The sequence below is a fragment of the Gelidibacter sp. genome, from assembly GCF_053579655.1.
In genome coordinates, this window is the sequence record NZ_JBMDWE010000003.1 from 41,356 (window position 1) to 59,154 (window position 17,799).

Here is a 17,799-nt window from a genome sequence, read left to right on the forward strand (position 1 = left end):
GCAAAGATACTTCATAATCCTAAAAGTTGGATGGCAAGTAATAGAAGTTTTTATTTGGAGGCAATTACGTCAATTTCTATGCTCGCATTGACCGCCAGACCACTTGCAGCAAAGGTTGTTCGCGCAGGTTTATTTGGAAAATATTCCTTGTATATTTTATTAAATGCAGCAAAATCTTCAATATCACTTAAAATGACGGTACACTTAACCACTTTATCTAAAGATGACTTATGATGCTCTAAAACAGCCTTGACATTTTCTATACACTGTTTAGTCTCCGCCTCAATTCCGCCATCAACAAGCGTTCGCGTTTGGTGATTCATTCCTACTTGGCCGCTTAAAAACAAAAAGCCATTGCTCTCAACCAGATCACTAAACGGCGCGTCTTGCTTTGTTGGCTCATGCGAATCATGAAACACAACCACATTGGGAGTCTGTTTGCACCCAAGGACAAACATCATGAGTAAAACGATGGAAAAAACAGATTTAAGTTTCATTTTTTATCTCTTTAACTTGACTAAAATTACACTATTTTTATGCAAAATTTAGAATTCATGGCCAGAAAAGATGAGTTTTTAAAACAGATTCAAGACGGAAACACCAATAAAGGCGGGTTTATTACTTTAGGCACCGCCATGTTGGATGGCGAACCTATTGCCGGCGCTTTTGTAAATGTTCCCTTAAAAACATTGAACCGACACGGACTGATTGCTGGGGCGACAGGAACTGGAAAAACCAAAACCCTTCAGGTATTAGCTGAAAACCTTTCTGAAAAAGGAATCCCCGTCCTATTAATGGATGTTAAGGGCGATTTAAGCGGATTGGCAGAAGCAGGTGCTAGAAACCAAAAAATTGATGAACGTCAGGCAAAAATTGGCATTCCTTATGAATCAAAAGCTTTTCCTGTTGAGATTTTAACGCTATCTCAACAAGATGGCGTACGATTAAGGGCGACGATTAGCGAATTTGGCCCTGTCCTCTTGTCGCGCATTCTCGATTTGTCAGATACGCAGTCGGGTATTGTTGCAGTGATTTTCAAATACTGTGATGATCATCAAATGCCACTATTGGATTTAAAGGATTTCAAAAAAATCTTGCAATATTCCACCCAAGAAGGAAAAGTTGAATTTGAGGAAGAATATGGCCGAATTTCAACCGCTTCAACAGGTACTATCCTAAGAAAACTTGTAGAACTGGAGCAGCAAGGTGCCGATTTGTTTTTCGGAGAAACCTCTTTCGAGGTCGATGACTTACTGAGAGTTGATGAAAATGGCAGAGGTTACATCAATATTATTAGATTGACCGACATTCAAGATCGCCCAAAATTGTTTTCGACTTTTATGTTAAGTCTTTTGGCTGAAATCTATACTACTTTTCCTGAAAAAGGAGATACCGACCGACCGGAACTTATCTTATTTATTGAAGAAGCACATTTGATTTTTAATGAAGCATCGAAAGCGCTTTTAAACCAAATTGAAACTATTGTCAAGCTCATCCGAAGTAAAGGTGTCGGGATTTATTTTGTAACCCAAAACCCAACTGACGTTCCTGAAGTTGTATTGAGTCAATTAGGATTAAAAGTACAGCATTCTTTACGGGCATTTACGGCAAACGACAGAAAAGCTATTAAGTTAGCAGCCCAAAATTATCCCGACTCGTCCTACTATGACACGGCAAGTGTTTTAACTTCACTAGGAACTGGCGAAGCATTGGTTAGCGCCTTGGACGAAAAAGGCAAACCAACGCCTCTCGCGGCTACCATGGTGCGTGCGCCCATGAGCAGAATGGATATTTTAACTGACAACGAACTATCGAGCTTACTTTCAAAGTCGAAATTGATCAAAAAATACAACGACACTATTGACAGAGACAGTGCTTATGAAATGTTGAACAGAAAAATTAAAAGTGCAGCGGCTGAACAGCAAATAGAAAATGACAAGAAAGCATCGGAAGCTTCAAAAAAAACACAGTCCAAACCACGCCCGACGACCACACGTCGCAGTTCAGCAATGAATCCTGTTTTAAAGGTGCTAACCAGCGCTACATTTATAAGAAGTGTTTTTGGCATTTTGTCCAAAGTCATGAAGAAAAAGTAATCACAAACCATTATCACCCAATAACAAACCTCCATTTCACTGGAGTTAAAATCAATATTTCAAATGCATAAATCATTTATTTACATTGCTATAGTTTCTCTTTTATTGACCAGTTGCGGAAAAAATCAAGATCCTTTTCTGATTCAAAAACAAAATATTGGAAACTTAACGGATTCCACTCAAGTCAAATATTTAAAAATGATTTTTGAGAAAGATTCTATTGCCAATTACAAAGGCGCAGATGAATTTACGGTAAACATCAGTGATATCAACATCTTTGACAAAGATGGCAAGCCGCTATTGAGTATTTCTCCTAAAACAAAAGCAGATTCAACCGCAACAGTGAGCAGTGTTCGCATCTTGGATCCACGATATAAGACTGAGAAAGGGATTTCTACTTTAAGCACGTTCAAGGATATCGAAAAGGCCTATACCATTTCAAAAATCGATAATCTTATCAGCTTCATCATTGTTAACGTCAAGGAAATCAATGCCTCGTTCACGATTGACAAAAACGAGTTGCCTTCCAATCTTCGCTTTGATAGAAGCATATCGATTGTGGCTTCTCAAATTCCGGACAACGCAAAAATTAAATATTTTTTCGTGCATTGGAACTAAACCAACAAAAATAAAAGATGAGTTCATTTTTCTCAAAACTGTTAGTCACGATTGCTCGGAAAAAACTTGAGCAAGAGAACTCGTCTGCAACAATAAAAAATAGACAAGTCATCCCTTTAGCGCGACAGATTAAAATAGAAATCAAGCACGCGATAAAGGATTACACCTCTCTTCTCATTGGCGTATTTTCAGCCGGTTTTGGCTTGAAGGGGTTTTTATTGCCCAATCGTTTTATAGATGGCGGTGCCACGGGTATTTCCTTACTTTTAGATAATTTTACCGAAATTGATTTGAGTTATTTACTAATTTTGGTGAACATTCCTTTTTTAATTCTTGCAATAAAAACATTCAGCACAAAATTTGCGATTAAAAGTGGCATTACCATTGCCTTATTAGCCCTCGTCGTACATTATGTGGACTATCCAATAATAACAGAAGATCGTTTATTGATTGCAGTTTTCGGAGGTTTCTTTCTTGGGTTGGGCATCGGGTTAGCCATGAGAGGCGGCAGTGTTATTGACGGTACAGAAGTATTGGCCATTTGGCTCAGCAAAAAACTCTCCATCACAGTTGGCGACGTATTACTGCTGATTAATATTATCATTTTTTCGTTTGCAGCCTATGTTTTATCTATAGAAATTGCACTATATGCGATATTGACCTATTTATCTGCAGCAAAAACGGTCGACTTTGTTGTGGATGGGGTTGAACAATATGTTGGGGTTACCATCATTTCGGAAAAACATCAAGCACTCAAAACAATGATTGTTACAAAACTAAAATGCGCCTGTACCATTTATGCTGGAAAAGGCGGCTATGGCGCACATGGCGAAAGCTATGAAAAAGATATTATCTATACCGTTGTAACCCGATTGGAACTCGCGAAACTACATACAGAAATCGACAAAATTGACGAACACGCATTTATTATCATGGGACTTGTGAAGGATACTAAAGGCGGAATGATAAAACGGAAACCTTTAAATAAAAGTAAAAAGTGATGCGTCTTATGACGGATGACCGAGGACTGATGACCGAGGACTGATGACCGAGGACTGATGACCGAGGACAGAAGACCGAGGACTGATGACTGAGGACTGATGACCCGCCCGAACGTTCCTTTTCGGTACGGACAGGCTGAGGACTGATTGATTAAAATTTAAAAACAGAAAAAACGAATGTCAAATAAACGCTATAAAATTCAAAACGCTCCATTTGTTGTACCAACAACCGATGGAAAAATAATCAAAGAGCACTTTGGAAGGGCTACAGATGGTAATTCCCAAATCAGCATTGCGCATATGGTCGCACCGGCAGGTTGGAGTGAACCTTTTCAAACCCCAGAATTTGATGAATACACATTTATCATCAGCGGTAAAAAACAATTTATCATCGAAGGAGACACCATAATCTTATCGGCTGGCGAATCGATAAAAATTCAAAAAAACACTCGGGTTCAATATTCCAATCCTTATACCGAGCCTTGTGAATACCTTGCTATTTGTCTCCCAGCATTTTCTATGGATCTCGTTAACAGAGAAGACTAATCCCTATTTAGAGATTTATGAAAGAACTCGTAGTCAAATTAATCGGGAATTATATCAATATGCTGAGTTATATATCCAAACCTTATGCAGCCAACAAGGCGATGTATTTATTCACGACACCAAGAGCTGGAAAAGTAAACGAGGAGCAGTCCGACTTTTTACAAACCGCCTATCAAGAAGAGTTGAAGTTTGAAAACCATCGGATCATGACCTATAGATGGCTTGGCACAAAACAAACCATACTTTTAACTCATGGTTGGGAGAGCAATTCTGCGCGATGGAAAAAACTAATCATCGATCTTAAAAAGAAAGGTTTCAATGTTGTTGCTCTTGATGCACCAGCTCACGGAAGATCAGGGGGAAACATATTTAATGCCCTATTATACGCCGAGTTCATAAATGTTGTTGCCAATCGGTTTTCACCAGACATCATCATTGGGCATTCTGTTGGTGGGATGGCATCAGTTTATTTTCAGCATAAATATCAATTCGCACCATTAAAAAAATTAGTTCTGCTTGGATCTCCGTCAGAATTTAAAGATGTTATGAAACGCTATACAGATATGTTAGGCTATAATCAACGCATTGTTTCAGAATTACAACACACTATTGTTGAACGCTTTGGCAGTCCGGCAGAGACTTTTTCAACGGCAAAATTTCTTGAAACCATCGCATCCGAAGGACTGATTATTCATGATGAAGATGATCGTATTATTCCATACAAGGATGCTTTGCTTATAAAAAACAGTTTCAAAAACAGCAAACTGATTACTACAAAAGGTTTGGGCCATTCCTTAATCGATGCCTCAGTTGCTGAACATATTTACGCATTTATTGACGCATAAACTATTACCTTTGTTTTATGGAAGAAAATCTCAAACGAATCAACAAATTTTTAAGTGAAGTTGGCTATTGCTCGCGCAGGGAAGCTGACAAACTCATTGAAGCAGGCCGCGTAACCATCAACGGAAAAATCCCGGAAATGGGCACAAAAATCTCAGAAAAGGATGTCGTTCATGTGGATGGAAAACCAATCAAAGATACCAAGGAAGCATTTGTTTACTTGGCCTTCAACAAACCTATCGGAATAGTATGCACGACCGATACCCGTGTTGAAAAAGATAATATCATTGATTATATCAAGTATCCTAAACGCATTTTTCCAATTGGCCGACTCGACAAACCCAGTGAAGGTTTAATCCTTCTCACAGATGATGGCGACATCGTCAACAAAATCTTAAGAGCCACCAATAATAACGAGAAGGAATATATTGTAACGGTAGACAAACCTATTTCCCAAACTTTTATTGAACGCATGTCGAATGGCGTACCCGTTTTAGATCGTATTTCGAACAAATGTGTGGTTGAGAAATTAGGAACCTACGAATTCAGGATTATTCTGACCCAAGGTTTGAACCGACAAATCCGCAGGATGTGTGAGTATTTGGACTATGAAGTTGTGGCCTTAAAACGTATCCGAATCATGAATATCAAATTGGATATTCCGGTTGGTACACATCGCGAATTGACTGAAGCGGAGTTTAAAAACTTAAATGAACTCTTAGAAGATTCATCAAAACAAGTCATAGAAAACCCAACGAAAAAAATCCCGACAGCAGAACGTCCATCCAGAAGAAAAAGTTAGTAAAACGTTATTTGATTAAATCAACACCATAAACTATGACTACAGAATTTTCGCCATTCCACATTGCCATTCCCGTTCACAATCTTGAAGAATGTAGAACTTTTTACAAGGACATTTTAAACTGTGAGGAAGGTAGAAGCTCTGACCATTGGGTGGATTTTAATTTCTTCGGACATCAATTGGTCATTCATTATAAAGAAAAATCAGCCGAAGATTTACACACCAATCCTGTGGATGGCAAGCATGTGCCCGTACCTCATTATGGTGTAGTGCTCCCATGGGACGTATTTCATGATTTTGCCGAAAATATCAGAGCTAAAGGTGTTCAATTTATAATAGAACCTTATATCCGATTTGAGGGTCAGGTTGGAGAACAGATAACCATGTTTTTTCTAGATCCAGCTGGCAATGCACTCGAATTTAAAGCCTTTAAGGATATGGGACAATTATTTGCCAAATAGCAAAAAATACATCTAAAGCTATATCAATAAAAACACGCTTAATCTGTTGTCATCCTTGACACGATTAAGCGTATTTTTATATAAGTTAAATTTCGAAATACTGATTTGTAATTCCTAAGATTTAATTAGATTTTAAATTGACGTTCGCGTGCCAACAAGGTGTTTTTAAGCAACATGGCAATCGTCATTGGCCCAACACCTCCAGGTACTGGTGTAATAAAGCTTGCTTTTTTACTGACGTTTTCAAAATCCACATCGCCTGTAATTCGATAGCCTTTTTCGCTGTTCTCATCAGGAACTCTGGTAATTCCAACATCAATAATGACTACGTCATCCTTAACCATTTCCGCTTTTAAGAAATTCGGAACGCCAAGTGCAGAAATAATGATATCTGCCTGAGAAGTAATTTGAGTGATATTTTTGGTATGGCTATGCGTTAAAGTAACGGTTGAGTTTCCTGGGAATCCTTTTCTACCCATCAAAATACTCATCGGCCTTCCAACAATGTGGCTTCTACCAATCACAACCGTATGTTTTCCTTGCGTTTCCACACCGTATCTGTCCAACAATTCCAATATCCCAAACGGCGTTGCAGGAATGAATGTCGACATATCCAAAGCCATTCTTCCAAAGTTCATCGGATGGAAGCCATCCACATCTTTATTTGGATCTACAGCTAAAAGTACTTTTTGAGTGTCTATCTGTTTTGGTAATGGCAGCTGAATAATAAACCCATCAATATCTGGATTTTCATTTAACTCACGAATTTTTTCCAGCAATTCAACTTCACTGGTGGTGTTGGACATCCGCACCATGGTAGAATCAAATCCCACACGCTCACAGGCTTTCACTTTACTAGCCACATAAGTTAAACTCGCACCATCATTGCCCACTATTATCGCAGCAAGATGCGGTGCCTTTTCGCCATTAGCTTTCATTTTTTTAACCTGTTCAGCAATTTCATTCTTAATGTCGTTGCTTACTTTTTTTCCGTCTAGTAATACCATGTGTTTTATATTTGATTAGCTGCGAGTAGTTTTCAGTCGCAGTGGCAGTATTCAGTTGCTTACTCTTGAGGTTTTTCCCAAATCAATTAGGGTCGTTAATCATATAATTAACTTCTCTAATAGTTTTCAGTCGCAGTGTCAGTTTTCAGTACTCACTCTTCCGGTTTTACTCAAAATTTATCAGGATAATTAATCAACTTTCCTATTTTAATTACTTCTTTTCTAACTTTTCAAAATCATCTATTATCGCTCCACTACTGTGACTGAAAACCGAGACTGAAAACTGAGACTCAAAGGTTCACTCTTCTGGTTTCACTCCAAATTTGTCAGGATTATTAATCATATAATTAATTAACTTTCCAATTTCAATGACTTCTTTTTCTAATTTTTCAAAATCTTCTCTTTTCAAATATTCACAAGCCAGGGCATAATCCAACCATACACTTGTTTCTGAATTTTCTCCATCAGCATCTGTCAATTTACTAATGAAATGCCTGGGATATCTTCTTTTTCGATATGACTCTGCAATATTTGCAGAAACAGATCGGGAACTTCTTCTAATTTGATCAGTTAAAGCGTAAGTTTCCTCTTTTGGAAAGGATTTAGAAAAATCATAAATAGCCATCCCTAAATCAAATGATTTTTTATATGCTATTAATTTCTTGAAATCCATACTTAGTTTTTTTACTGTGACCAAAATCTGAGACTGTCCACCGCGACTGAGACTGAAAACTGAGACTAAAAACTAAAAACCTACTTCATATTCTTCATCGCCTGCATCATGGCCTTTCCTTTGCCACCTTGCATCATCTTCATCATCTTGCTCATTTGGTCAAATTGTTTCAGCAACTGATTCACTTCCTGAACCGAAGTTCCTGAACCTTTACCAATACGCTTCTTTCTACTAGCATTAATGATTGATGGATTAGTTCTTTCCTCAACCGTCATGGAGTGGATGATCGCTTCAATACCTTTGAAAGCATCATCATCGATATCAACATCTTTCATCATTTTTCCAGCTCCAGGAATCATGCCGATAAGATCCTTCATGTTCCCCATCTTTTTGATCTGCTGAATTTGCTTCAAGAAATCATCAAAACCGAATTGATTCTTTGCAATTTTCTTCTGAAGTTTGCGTGCTTCCTCTTCATCGAACTGCTCCTGAGCACGTTCAACAAGAGAAACAACGTCACCCATCCCCAAAATACGATCGGCCATACGTGATGGATAGAAGATATCAATAGCTTCCATTTTCTCACCAGTACCAATAAACTTAATCGGCTTATTGACTACAGCTTTAATCGAAATGGCCGCACCACCACGAGTATCACCATCTAATTTGGTAAGGATAACACCATCAAAATTTAAGACGTCATTAAAGGCTTTTGCTGTATTAACAGCATCTTGACCGGTCATGGCATCGACCACAAACAAGGTTTCTTGCGGCTGAATAGCTTTATGAATGTTCGAAATCTCGGTCATCATTGCCTCATCAACTGCCAAACGTCCAGCGGTATCTATAATAACCACGTTAAAGCCATTAGCTTTAGCATAAGCAACACCTGCTTTGGCAATCGCTACAGGATCGGTATTACCGCGATCACTAAATACCTCAACATTGATTTGATCTCCTACAACGTGAAGTTGATCAACAGCAGCAGGACGATACACGTCACAGGCAACCAATAAAGGTTTTTTTGTTTTTTTATTTTTAAGAAAATTCGCCAATTTTCCGGAAAACGTCGTTTTACCAGAACCTTGTAAACCAGACATCAAAATAACGCTTGGATTTCCTGAAAGATTCAATCCTTCAGCCTCACCACCCATAAGTTCAGTTAATTCATCCTTCACCAACTTTACCATCAACTGTCCAGGTTGCAAGGTGGTCAATACATTTTGACCCATTGCTTTTTCCTTCACGGTGTTGGTAAATTCCTTCGCAATTTTAAAGTTAACGTCGGCATCCAACAATGCTCTTCGAACTTCTTTCAAAGTCTCGGCAACGTTTACTTCCGTAATACTTCCATGTCCTTTAAGAACGTGTAAGGCTTTATCTAACTTTTCACTTAAATTATTAAACATATGTTTTCAGTCTTCTGTTTGTAGTGTTTAAAACCACAAGAATTAAATTTTGAGTTGCAAATTTACATATTTGATGTGTATTTATAAAACCTAAGGGCTTAATAAATTACATACGTTCTGGCACATCAATTCCCAACAAACCAAATGCTTTCTTAATGGTCACGGCAACCTTATTGGACAATGCCACTCTGAAAGCTTTTTCATTGTCGTTTTCAGCACCAAGAATGGATACATTTTGATAAAAAGAATTGAATTCCTTCACTAAATCATAGGTGTAATTGGCCACTAAAGCAGGACTATGATTCTCCGCTGCATTCTGAATCAGTTCAGGAAATAACATGATAAATTTTATAAGTTCCTTTTCTTTTTCGTGCAAACTAATTGTTTTGAAATCGATAGGCACATCTTGATCGGCCTTTCTTAATATCGATTGGATTCTAGCATAGGTATATTGTATAAATGGTCCGGTATTCCCTTGAAAATCGATGGATTCCTTCGGATCAAAAAGAATACGCTTCCGCGGATCCACTTTTAAGATGTAATATTTTAATGCCCCCAAACCGATAGATTGGTAAAGTGCTGCTTTTTCGGTTTCTGAATAGCCGTCTAATTTGCCCAATTCCTCAGAAATCTCTTCGGCAGTTTGTGCCATTTCTACAATCAGATCATCAGCATCCACAACGGTTCCCTCTCTACTCTTCATTTTTCCTGAAGGTAAATCGACCATTCCGTAACTTAAATGAAACAGGTTTTTCGCCCATTCAAAACCAAGCTTTTTAATAATCAAAAACAAGACTTGAAAATGGTATTCCTGTTCATTTCCAACCGTATAAACCATCCCGCCAACATCAGGAAAATCCTTAACACGCTGAATAGCTGTACCAATATCTTGCGTCATATAAACCGCAGTGCCGTCTGAACGTAAAACGATTTTTTCATCCAAACCATCTGCCGTCAGATCACACCAAACGGAACCATCTTCTTTTTTGAAAAACACGCCTGATTTCAAACCTTCGGCTACAAATTCCTTTCCTAAAAGATAGGTTTGACTTTCGTAATAAAGACTATCAAAATCAACACCTAAATTTTTATAGGTTTCATCAAAACCTTTATAAACCCAGCCGTTCATTTTTTCCCAAAGCGTCACAACGTCTGCATTGCCGGCCTCCCATTTTAAAAGCATGTCTTGTGCTTCAATAATAATCGGTGCTAGCTTTTTGGCTTCTTCTTCAGTTTTTCCTTGGGCGATTAACTCCTGAATTTCCTTTTTATATTCTTGATCGAATTTGACATAGTAATTCCCAACGAGCTTATCACCTTTTAAACCTGTGGATTCCGGTGTCTCGCCATTTCCATAACGCTCCCAGGCCAACATGCTTTTACAAATATGAATTCCTCTGTCATTGATGACTTGGGTTTTATAGACTTTTTTACCCGATGCCTTCAAAATTTCGGCAACACTATATCCTAATAAGTTATTTCGGATATGTCCCAAATGCAAAGGTTTGTTGGTATTTGGCGAAGAATACTCGACCATAATCGCTTTATCTTCTGGATTAGGAGTAACAAATCCGAAAGTATTTTGGTTTTTTATCGACTGAAAAAAATCAAGATAATAGACCGCATCAATTTCAACATTTAAAAACCCTTTCACCACATTGAAAGATTTTACTTCAGCAACATTATCCAAAAGATATTGACCAATTTGTTCGCCAATTTGAACCGGATTTCCTTTCACCACACGTAGCATCGGGAAAATTACTACAGTGATATCGCCCACAAACTCTTTGCGCGTGTATTGCAATTCTACCGACTCTATGGTCGCGCCAAAAATATCGTTTACTGCTTTTTTTACCTGATGTGATATGGTCTCCTGAAGATTCATCTGTTGTATAATTTAAGCTTGCAAAGATAGGATTTTTATTAAATTTTTGAGTCGTCAAAACTGTAATGTTGTGCAAAATAGATACGCACGGCAGGCGCTTTTAACTCTAAGGAATATCACTCGTCCAAAATTGATTAAATTCGAATAAGAAAACACCTTATGATTTACCGAAGCCATTAGTAAGGCTTTTTGCTTTTAATCAATAAAAACATAATTCCAAATAAGTCACAGCAGTAACTATTGGTATACTTTATGTTTCCTGACCATCGAATAATAAGACAAAACGTACAACAAATAGGAGTAGTCGAAAGAATTTCCATTTCATCGACAGAAAGGTCGTATTTCTATGATTTTTACCTTTCATCGATAAGGGAATTTATCCAAAAAAGAATAAGTATCACTTTATCTAATTTTTTGGCATTAAAACCCGAAAATTAGATTTTCAGAACGCTTTTAGTCATTTTTGACGAAGCTATTAATCAAAGTCCCAAAAACGTTGATGCACCATTTTTAAAAATCCTTAACAGCAATGTTATTGTATACTGTGAACGTGCCTAACCTCTCCCTCAAGGCAAGCTCTTATCACATCAACATTACATTTTATAACTAATTGCCAAAAAATGAATCGGTTAATTGTCTTAGCTGCCTTTTTTGCTATCTTATATGGTCATGCCCAAACCAAAAAGATAGACAGCCTTGCTATACAATTAGCTTATCAAAAACAGGATTTATCCAAAGTCGATACGTCAATTGAACTTATCAAAGCCCTTTACAAAACACAAGATTACCAAAAGGCACTCTTATATATTTCCGAGACCGAACAGCTTTCAATCTCACTAAATTACAATAAGGGCATAGCAGAAGCCAACTATTATAAGGCGCTTATTTATTCCAATAAGAATGATTATTACAACGCGATTGATCATTTCAATAAATCCAAAAAACTGTTTTCCGACCTCAATGATTCCATTGGAATTGCCAAAGTAAGCAACAGCATTGGCCTCATCGAAATCAAAAGAGGCAATTACAGCACGGGATTAGTAAATTCTTTGGCAGCGATCAAAATATTCGAAACCCAAAATCTATATGAAGATCTTGGTGCGGCGTACAATAATTTGGCCGAAGCGTATTTCCAAACACATCAAATTGACAAAGCTCTTGAATTCAACATGAAAGCACTGAATATAAGACAACGCCTAAAGGATAGCACAGGCATTAAAATGTCCACAAAAAACATTGCACGTTTGTATTCAGAACGCAAGGAACACCGAAAGGCCATTGAATATTATGAAGCTGTTTTAGCAATGCTCAACCCTGAAACCGACCAAAAGCTTAGAGGCGAAGTGTTACCGCGCATTGGAGAGGAATATCTAAAGTTTAATGATTATGACAAGGCTTCCGAATATTTGATGGAAGGATTAAAGTACAACAGAAAAACAAACAATAACGACGGTATTTTGAGAGCCTTAAATTCTATTGGGCATCTTAACCTCGAAAAAAAGAACACACGACTTGCCGAAAGCCAGATTTACGAAGCTCACGAGTTGGCTAAAAACACTGAAAACACTGAGGAGCTTCTAAAAAACTATAAACTCTTGATGACTTTGGACTCCACCAAAGGCAAGTTTCAAAATGCTTATAAATGGCAAAGAGAATATTTTACTTTAAAACACCTTATCGATAGAGAAAACCAACCTAAACTCCCAACAAATACCGATTCTATCGAGGAGATTATAGAGAAAAAATCCGAAGCTGATACTGTTGTAATTACGCCTCATAATGCCACCGTCGGTCAAAATGACCAGGTCAAAAATTTAAAACTTCTGTCTTATGGACTGATTATAGCGTTTTTAACAGCTCTAACCATTTTACTTTTAATCTATCTGAAGAGAAAAAGTTCTATTCAATATACTCAGGAATTAGAGACAAAGAATACGCAAATTCAACTTCAACATGATGCTATTATGGAGCAGAAGCGCGATCTTGAAGAGATCAACAATATTAAGGATCGCTTATTCTCCATTGTTTCGCATGATTTAAAGGATTCGATTTCATCCATTAAAGGTTTTTTGGATTTACTTAATGAAGAAAATATCAGCAAAGAAGAGTTTAATGAATTGATTCCAGAACTGAGTGAAAACGCCAATAATGCCTCCTTATTATTATTCAATCTATTAAATTGGTCAAAGTCTCAAATGCAAAATTTGGAACCTAATCCTGAACTTCTCAATATCCAGGAAATTTTCCATGACAAAATCAATTTAGTAGAACCAAAAATAGAACAAAAACGCCTTGTGGTTATTGATGAGACGCAACGTGAATTTGTCTACGCCGATAAGAGCATGGTCGAAATTATTATTCAAAACCTCATTACCAATGCGGTAAAATTCAGTCGTGTGGGCGATATTATTACCATCTCAAATAAAGAGCACCATGGCAAATCCTTGATTTGTGTGGAAGATACGGGTGTGGGTATTTCAAAGGAGAACCTCAAGAAACTTTTCAAAAACAACAATTTCACAACTATCGGCACCCAAAACGAAAAAGGCACCGGTTTAGGATTGACCATCTGCAAGGAATTAGTCGAACTCAATCACGGTCGTATCTGGGTAGAAAGTATTGTCAATGTCGGAACCAAGTTCTATATTGAGCTTCCTAAGAAGAAAATGCAAGAGTGAAATTAAAAAGTTTTTTGTTTCAGGTTTCTTGTTTCGAGTTCTCCTATAGAGAGACCCAAAACGAAAAGACACTGGCTTAGGATTAACAATCTACAAGAAATTAATAGAACTTAATCAAGGCCACATCTAGGTAGAAAGAACTGAAAATGTCGATATCAAATTTTAAGACGAAAACCGAAGTACAGAACTAAAAAAGCTTCAAATTCAAGTTCGATTTCGCGCCTCTCCACTAAAGTTACTGACGGGCAAGCAAATTCGACTTTGATTTCAAGTTCAAATTCGATTTCAATTTCAACTTCATTATGCTTTCGGCAAAAACACTTCTGCCATCATGCAACGTGCGCTTCCACCACCACAGGTTTCTATAGTTTCTAAATCACTATAGAGCACATCGCAATGCATAGATATTTTTGAAATCTGCAAGCTCGTTAAACTCTCATGAGCCGCTTTACTCATGACCAAATAACGTTTTTCATCTGCTCCTCTTACCTGTAACATATTACCAGCAAAATGATGCATTTGTTCTTCAGTAATTGCAATTATTTCTTTACCATCTTTTTTAAGATGCTCCACAACATTCTTGCGTTCCTTTTTATCATCAATAGTATCCAAGCAAATGACTGCAAAAGTCTCAGCAATACACATCATGACATTGGTGTGGTAAATAGGCAATCGCTCGCCATCTACAGTTTGATAAGCCGTAAAAATTACCGGAAAATAATCGAAGTCTTCACAGAATTCAATAAATAATTCTTCATCTGCCCTTGCCGATAATGCGCAGTAAGCTTTTTTATTGACACGATCCAAAATGATACTTCCTGTACCTTCCAAAAAGAAATGATCTTCTTCAGCACTGGTATAGTCCATAATATCGTTGATCTCAAATCCCTCATCTTCCAAACGGTCAAACAGCTCTTCACGACGTTCCTTGCGTCGGTTTTCTGCAAACATAGGATAGAGCGCCAAATCGCCATTTTCATGGAAACTCACCCAATTATTCGGAAAAATCGAATCTGGAGTATCGTTAGCGATGTCATCATTTTCTACAATAACATTAACACCGACAGCTGTGAGTTTTTCAAAAAAAGCATCAAATTCAGCTTGTGCTTTTTTATTAATTTCCGAATTTTTCAGATCTAAATCTTCCTGAAAATAATTATTGACAGCGGTTTGTTCATTCATCCTGAAATTTACCGGACGAATCATCAAGATTGTATTTGTGGTTTGGTGCATGGTGAAGTCAAATTTATGCCTGCAAAATTAGTTTAATTTGAGTAATTTTGGAAGACATTGTGTTTATTAATTATACATGAATCTGAATCGAAAATAATTCCTAATGAAAACCACTTTCCTCTGCTTTTTGATATGCCTTTCTGGTATTGCTCAAAATAAAAATTCAAATAAAGATTTCTTGACTGTTTTTGAAAAAAGCGACGGACTTAAAACTGCGGCTTACCAGGAAGTAATCGCGTATTATCAGCTCTTAGCAGATAGTTTTCCTCAAATTCACTTGGACAGTATAGGAATGACGGATGCTGGCAAACCTTTGCATATCGCAACCTTTAACCCGGATAAAATTTTCGAATTCGAAACCATCAGAAAAACCAAGCAAATATTACTGATCAACAACGGCATTCATCCTGGCGAACCTGATGGCATTGATGCCACGATGCTTTTGTTCAGAGATCTTGCACAAGGAAAAATTAAAATACCTAAACACACTGTTTTAGTGACCATTCCCATCTATAATATTGGTGGCAGCCTCAATAGAAATTCAACCACTCGCACCAACCAAGATGGCCCAGAGGAATACGGTTTTAGAGGCAATGCCCGAAACTATGATTTGAACAGGGATTTTATAAAAGCCGACACTAAAAACGCACGTACGTTTACCCAGATTTATCATATGGTACAACCCGCTGTTTTCATTGACAATCACGTCAGTAATGGTGCCGATTATCAATATACTCTGACTCACTTATTTACGCAACACAATAAACTTGGAGGTGATTTGGGCAATTATCTCCATACGGAAATGATGCCAAGTTTGGAGCAGCAACTAGCCATTAAAAAATTGGATATCACGCCCTATGTCAACGTTTTCAACGAAGTCCCTGAAGCTGGGTTTAGTCAGTTTTTGGATGGCCCTCGTTATTCAGCGGGATATACTGCTTTATTCAACAGCTTGGGCATGATGGTTGAAACGCATATGCTCAAACCTTACAAGCCTCGTGTTGAAGGCACTTATGAATTGATGAAAACCATGATCGACATCATTGAAAAAGATCACGTTAAAATTAAAAACTTACGATCCAACGCACTTAAACAATTTCAAGCGTCCAAAACCTATCCGCTAGATTGGAAGGTTGACACCACAAAATCTACAACGCTATCATTTAAAGGTTATGAAGGAAAAATGATTCCGAGTGAAATTACTGGTGGCAAACGTTTAAAATATGACCGTAACAAACCCTTTATCAAAGCTGTTAAATATCAGAATTATTTCAAACCTACAGTTGAAGTCACCATTCCAGAAGCTTATGTCGTCCCCCAAGGCTGGTGGAACGTGATCGATTTATTAAAACTGAACCAAGTTGAAATGTCCATATTTGAAAAGGACACAACAATTACGGTTGAAAGCTATAAGATTGACACCTACCAAACTCGAAGCCAAGCTTATGAAGGACATTACCAACATTATAACGCCAAAGTAATTTCAAAAACTCAAGACGTCAAATTCAGAAAAGGCGATTTTTATGTACCTACCAATCAAAACGCCTTTAGATACCTGTTGGAAACTTTGGAACCACAAGCTCCAGATTCCTTCTTCAACTGGAATTTCTTCGATACCATTCTGCAGCAAAAAGAAGGGTTTTCTCCTTATGCCTGGGAAGACATGGCGGAAGAATTATTAATGAAGAATGGAGAATTAAAAATGGAGTTTGAAGCGAAAAAGATAGCAGAAACAGATTTCGCCAATAATTGGTACGCACAATTGGATTGGTTGCACAAACACAGCTCGAGTTACGAGTTGGCGCATATGCAGTATCCGGTTTATAGAGCAATATAGCACTTGACTTTCCAAAAAAAATAGTTGAAATTCGTTTAGGACCGGATATAAAACATTCTAACAATTTCATTTTCTAAAATTCCAATACCATATTGATGGCAATCATGAGGTGGTTTTGAATTGCCTTTCTCTATTAATTTTGTTGTCAAAAAACAACCCCAGAATCATTAAAGTTAAAACTGTAATTTGTAAATTTGGTTTATGGACACAAACATTCAAGATAAAAAAATAGAATTGATTCAATGGTTGACTACATTGAACGATAATTCTATCCTTGAAAAAATCATGAAGCTTCGAGAGTGCGAAAAAACGGATTGGTGGAATGAAATCTCCTCAGCAGAAAAAGATTCAATTGAAAAAGGATTGGAAGACGCTGATTCGGGAAATCTGAAACCACATTCAGAGGTCAGGAAGCTCTATGAAAAATGGTTATAAAATAATATGGACCGATCATGCCATTTCTGACTTAAGAGAAGTAATTAAATATCTTGAATAAAACTGGACAGAAAGAGAGCTTGAAAATTTTTCTAAAGAAATAGATCATACCCTTGAATTGATTTCCAAAAATCCAAATCTTTTTCAAATATCTAAACAAAAGAAGAATGTTCGAAGAGCAGTAATACTAAAATACAATAAACTCTATTATCGAACTAAAAACAATAGCGTTGAAATCTTATCTCTTTTTGGCACTAGAAATGATTCAAACAAAT

16 protein-coding genes are annotated in these 17,799 nt (G+C 37.2%); 10 read left to right on the plus strand and 6 right to left on the minus strand.

What is annotated here, in order from left to right; all coding sequences use genetic code 11:
- Positions 1–50: 50 nt before the first annotated feature.
- Positions 51–497, minus strand: a complete 447-nt coding sequence (locus tag ACOH2D_RS02395; protein ID WP_348037457.1) for a RidA family protein — start codon at positions 495–497, stop codon at positions 51–53.
- A 57-nt stretch (positions 498–554) separates the two neighbouring features.
- Here ACOH2D_RS02395 and ACOH2D_RS02400 point away from each other — a divergent pair, with 57 nt between their 5' ends.
- The 7 genes from ACOH2D_RS02400 (at position 555) to ACOH2D_RS02430 (ending at position 6,367) form a co-directional block, all read left to right on the plus strand.
- Complete coding sequence (locus tag ACOH2D_RS02400) at positions 555–2,096, plus strand: helicase HerA-like domain-containing protein (protein ID WP_348037475.1); 1,542 nt, start codon at positions 555–557, stop codon at positions 2,094–2,096.
- Positions 2,097–2,159: 63 nt separating this feature from the next.
- Positions 2,160–2,714 carry a hypothetical protein gene (locus ACOH2D_RS02405; RefSeq protein ID WP_449534273.1) on the plus strand — a complete coding sequence of 185 codons (555 nt, stop codon included), beginning with the start codon at positions 2,160–2,162 and terminating at the stop codon, positions 2,712–2,714.
- Positions 2,715–2,731: 17 nt separating this feature from the next.
- Positions 2,732–3,715, plus strand: coding sequence for a YitT family protein (locus ACOH2D_RS02410; RefSeq protein ID WP_348037461.1), 984 nt, complete (start codon positions 2,732–2,734; stop codon positions 3,713–3,715).
- 177 nt (positions 3,716–3,892) lie between these two features.
- Positions 3,893–4,261, plus strand: coding sequence for a cupin domain-containing protein (locus ACOH2D_RS02415; RefSeq protein WP_348037463.1), 369 nt, complete (start codon positions 3,893–3,895; stop codon positions 4,259–4,261).
- A gap of 17 nt (positions 4,262–4,278) precedes the next feature.
- Entirely contained in the window at positions 4,279–5,106 is an 828-nt protein-coding gene (locus tag ACOH2D_RS02420; RefSeq protein WP_449534274.1) for an alpha/beta hydrolase, read from the plus strand.
- Between the two features lie 17 nt (positions 5,107–5,123).
- Positions 5,124–5,906: a 23S rRNA pseudouridine(2604) synthase RluF gene (gene rluF / locus ACOH2D_RS02425; protein WP_348037467.1), complete on the plus strand. Its 783-nt coding sequence runs from the start codon at positions 5,124–5,126 to the stop codon at positions 5,904–5,906.
- A gap of 35 nt (positions 5,907–5,941) precedes the next feature.
- Positions 5,942–6,367, plus strand: coding sequence for a VOC family protein (locus ACOH2D_RS02430; RefSeq protein WP_449534275.1), 426 nt, complete (start codon positions 5,942–5,944; stop codon positions 6,365–6,367).
- A 125-nt stretch (positions 6,368–6,492) separates the two neighbouring features.
- On the opposite strand, the gene ACOH2D_RS02435 is transcribed toward ACOH2D_RS02430, so the two are convergent.
- From ACOH2D_RS02435 to argS, 4 genes are all read right to left on the minus strand, one after another.
- Positions 6,493–7,374, minus strand: coding sequence for a bifunctional 5,10-methylenetetrahydrofolate dehydrogenase/5,10-methenyltetrahydrofolate cyclohydrolase (locus ACOH2D_RS02435; protein WP_348037471.1), 882 nt, complete (start codon positions 7,372–7,374; stop codon positions 6,493–6,495).
- A gap of 298 nt (positions 7,375–7,672) precedes the next feature.
- Positions 7,673–8,047, minus strand: a complete 375-nt coding sequence (locus ACOH2D_RS02440; protein ID WP_348037473.1) for a four helix bundle protein — start codon at positions 8,045–8,047, stop codon at positions 7,673–7,675.
- Between the two features lie 80 nt (positions 8,048–8,127).
- A complete protein-coding gene (ffh, locus tag ACOH2D_RS02445) occupies positions 8,128–9,456 on the minus strand; it encodes a signal recognition particle protein (RefSeq protein ID WP_449534276.1) in 1,329 nt (442 codons plus the stop codon).
- A gap of 106 nt (positions 9,457–9,562) precedes the next feature.
- Positions 9,563–11,341: an arginine--tRNA ligase gene (argS, locus tag ACOH2D_RS02450; RefSeq protein ID WP_449534277.1), complete on the minus strand. Its 1,779-nt coding sequence runs from the start codon at positions 11,339–11,341 to the stop codon at positions 9,563–9,565.
- 620 nt (positions 11,342–11,961) lie between these two features.
- On the opposite strand from argS, the gene ACOH2D_RS02455 reads away from it, so the two are divergent.
- Complete coding sequence (locus ACOH2D_RS02455; protein WP_348038382.1) at positions 11,962–14,019, plus strand: tetratricopeptide repeat-containing sensor histidine kinase; 2,058 nt, start codon at positions 11,962–11,964, stop codon at positions 14,017–14,019.
- A 300-nt stretch (positions 14,020–14,319) separates the two neighbouring features.
- Here the strand turns inward: ACOH2D_RS02455 and ctlX are convergent, their stop codons facing one another.
- A complete protein-coding gene (gene ctlX, locus ACOH2D_RS02460) occupies positions 14,320–15,252 on the minus strand; it encodes a citrulline utilization hydrolase CtlX (protein ID WP_348038384.1) in 933 nt (310 codons plus the stop codon).
- Between the two features lie 103 nt (positions 15,253–15,355).
- On the opposite strand from ctlX, the gene ACOH2D_RS02465 reads away from it, so the two are divergent.
- Both ACOH2D_RS02465 and ACOH2D_RS02470 read left to right on the plus strand, forming a co-directional pair.
- Positions 15,356–17,089 carry a M14 family metallopeptidase gene (locus ACOH2D_RS02465; protein ID WP_449534278.1) on the plus strand — a complete coding sequence of 578 codons (1,734 nt, stop codon included), beginning with the start codon at positions 15,356–15,358 and terminating at the stop codon, positions 17,087–17,089.
- 201 nt (positions 17,090–17,290) lie between these two features.
- Positions 17,291–17,524, plus strand: a complete 234-nt coding sequence (locus tag ACOH2D_RS02470; protein WP_449534279.1) for a hypothetical protein — start codon at positions 17,291–17,293, stop codon at positions 17,522–17,524.
- Positions 17,525–17,799 lie beyond the last annotated feature (275 nt).